The organism is Myroides guanonis (assembly GCF_900114085.1).
Classification (GTDB): Bacteria; Bacteroidota; Bacteroidia; order Flavobacteriales; family Flavobacteriaceae; genus Flavobacterium; species Flavobacterium guanonis.
In genome coordinates this window covers 1-3,275 of record NZ_FORU01000027.1, presented here as the reverse complement: position 1 = coordinate 3,275, position 3,275 = coordinate 1, and the positions used below count along the sequence as shown (strand labels likewise).

General features: G+C 34.3%; 1 protein-coding gene. It reads left to right on the top strand.

The annotated features are described in order from the left end of the window. Window positions 1-3,275: non-ribosomal peptide synthetase (locus BM024_RS13550; RefSeq protein WP_143077792.1), on the top strand; the 3,275-nt coding region annotated here is incomplete at both ends.

Below are 3,275 nucleotides of genomic sequence, written 5' to 3'. Positions count from 1 at the left end.
TTTATAGCGAATCCGTTTAGTGAGGATAAAACTTCCAGATTATACAGATCGGGAGATTTAGCGCGTTGGTTACCCGATGGTAATATAGAATATATCGGCAGGAAAGACGATCAGGTTAAAATCCGTGGTTATCGCATCGAGCTTGGAGAGATTGAGAATATATTGTCATCTTTGCCTGGAGTAACACAATGTTGTGTACTGGCTAAGGAAGATACAGTCGGCAACAAGCGTCTGGTTGGTTATGTTGTACCCGAGGGGGATTTCGATAAAGAAGTATTACAAAACCAATTAAAGCTAAGCTTGCCTGAGTATATGGTTCCTCAATTGTGGGTAACTTTAGATGCGATGCCATTAACCGGTAACGGAAAACTAGATAAAAAGTCATTGCCAAATCCTGATAGTTCAGAATTATCGAGCAAAGAGTATGTAGCACCACGCAATGAAACAGAAACGCAATTAGCAGAAATCTGGCAAGAATTATTGGGAGTAGAACAAGTAGGAATTTATGATGATTTCTTTGAATTAGGTGGTCATAGTTTATTGGTCGTTCGATTGATGTCTCGCCTGCAAGCGTTAGATTTTCATATCTTAGCTAAAGATATTTTTGCAAGTCCAACGATAGCTTCTATTAGTGATAAGTTATCTTCGATATCGTTTGTTTACACTGTTCCTGCTAATGGGATTTTAGCAACAAGTGATTATATCACACAATTGATGGTTCCTTTACTTAATTTTGAGCAGAGTGATTTAGATAAGATAGTCGCAATGGTTCCAGGTGGTGTTGCAAATATTGCAGACATCTATCCTTTATCTCCATTACAAGAAGGAATTTATTTTCACCACCTCATGAGCAATGCTGTTCATGGAGATCCTTATGTTCTTTCGAGTTTACTTTCATTTTCAGAATCACACAAGCGCACAGAGTTTATGGAAGCCTTACAATCTGTGGTGAATCGCTATGATATTTTGCGTACTTGCTTTTTAAGTACCGGTTTACCTAGTGTTGTTCAGGTAGTATTGCGAGAAGCTGTTTTACCAGTAGAATTATTAGATAGTTCAAGTTTGGATAACTCCAAATCTATTTTACCACAGTTGGAATTATTGGTAGCATCAGGTACTCATTGGATGGATACCTCTAAGGCTCCATTACTGGAATTGAAATTAGTTGATGATCCTGAGAATGAATCTTATTATATAGTAGTCTATTATCATCATTTAATAATAGACCATGTTGGTTTAGAGAAAGTCGTAGAAGAGGTAATGTTGTATCTGTCAGGAGAAGCTGAAAATCTTTCAGTTCCTTTTTTATATAGGGATTTTATTGGGCATACATTACATGCACAATCAGTCAACGATGGAGAGTCTTATTTTAGATCACTATTGGGAGAAATTAATGAACCTACATACCCGTTTAATTTATCAAATATCTTAGGAAACGGTACAAAAATGGAAGAGTCTACTGTAATTCTTTCTAAAGATTTAAGTACCTTATTGCGTACTGTTTGTGTGAATTTAAGTATAAGTCCTGCAGTATTGTTTCATGCAGCTTTCGGATTGGTAGTAGCAAGATGCAGTAATAAGCAACATGCGGTGTTTGGATCTTTATTTTCCGGACGTTTGCAAGGTTCTTTAGGCGCAGCTGATTCTTTAGGCTTGTTTATAAATACTTTACCAGTTGCTTTGGAATTAAAAGGCAGTGTTAGGGAGTATTTAGATCAAGTTAAATTAAGATTAGGAGAACTATTATCTTATGAACAAACTCCTTTGTCTCATATCCATAATTGGAGTGGTATCTCCAATCAAATGGCTGTTTTTAGTGCTTTATTAAATTACCGTCATTCTTCATCATCTTTAGTAGAAGAGAATAATATGAAAGATTTAGGGATAACTCTAATTGGAGATTATGAACGTACGAATTATCCTTTTAACTTTAATGTAGATGATTTTGGTATTGATTTTGGATTAACAGCACTTGTGGATGTAAATATTGGAGCAGATCGTATACTTAAATTCATGGAGCAATCATTAATTCAGCTCATAGATGATGCAACTCTAGAGAAAGAAGTAAGCATAAATACATTGAGTATTCTGTCTAATAAAGAAAAACATCAATTACTAAATATTTTCAATAACACAGATGTAGCATACCCATTAGATATAACCGTAGTGGATTTATTTATTGAACAGGTTAAGGAGACACCAAATGCTGTTGCAGTTGTTTATGAAGATGAAGAATTAACTTATAAAGAATTGGACCAACGTTCCAATCAATTGGCTCATTATTTATTATCTAATAATAACATTAGTCGAGATAGTTTAATAGGAGTAGTTTTAGATCGCAGTGATTGGTTAATTATTTCACTTCTTGCTATATTGAAAACAGGATCGGCTTATGTTCCTATCGATCCTAATTTTCCTGAAGAAAGAAAGATGTATATAAAGAATGACAGTAATTGCTCTATTGTTGTAGATAATTTTTTATTAGATACTTTCAAAGAGGTTATTTCTTCATATTCTGATGATTTACCTGAAATAATAACAACTCCTAATGATCTGGCATATGTTATTTATACTTCAGGTAGTACTGGTAAACCTAAGGGAGTTATGATTGAACATAGAAACTTGGTTCATTTATGTTTTTGGCATCAATCAGCATATTCAGTAACTTCTCAGAGTAGAGGTACTCTATTCTCAGGGGTTGGTTTTGATGCTAGTGTTTGGGAAATATTTCCATACTTGCTTTCTGGAGGCAGTTTATATCCTATTTCAGAAAAGTATCGTTACGATTTGGATAAGCTTTCATTTTTTTTAACCCAACATGCTATTACACATGCTTATATGCCAACAATAGTGTGTGAGAATTTTTTAGATAAAGAAATATCTTTACCTAACATTATTGTTTTAACAGGGGGAGATGTACTACGCCTAAGTAGATCAAGTGATATTACTATTTATAATAATTATGGTCCAACAGAAACTACTGTAGTTGCTACTAATTACAAAGTATTAAATACTCCAATGATTAAGATTCCTATTGGTAAGCCTATTGATAATTCTCAAGTTTATATCTTAAATAATCATGCTCAGCTTTTACCTGTAGGAGTTATCGGGGAGTTGTATATTGGTGGAGCAGGTGTTGCTCGAGGTTATTTGAATCAGGAAGATTTAACAAAGGAAAAATTTATAGCGAATCCGTTTAGAGAAGGTGAACGATTATATAAGACAGGCGATTTAGCGCGTTGGTTACCCGATGGTAATATAGAATATATTGGCAG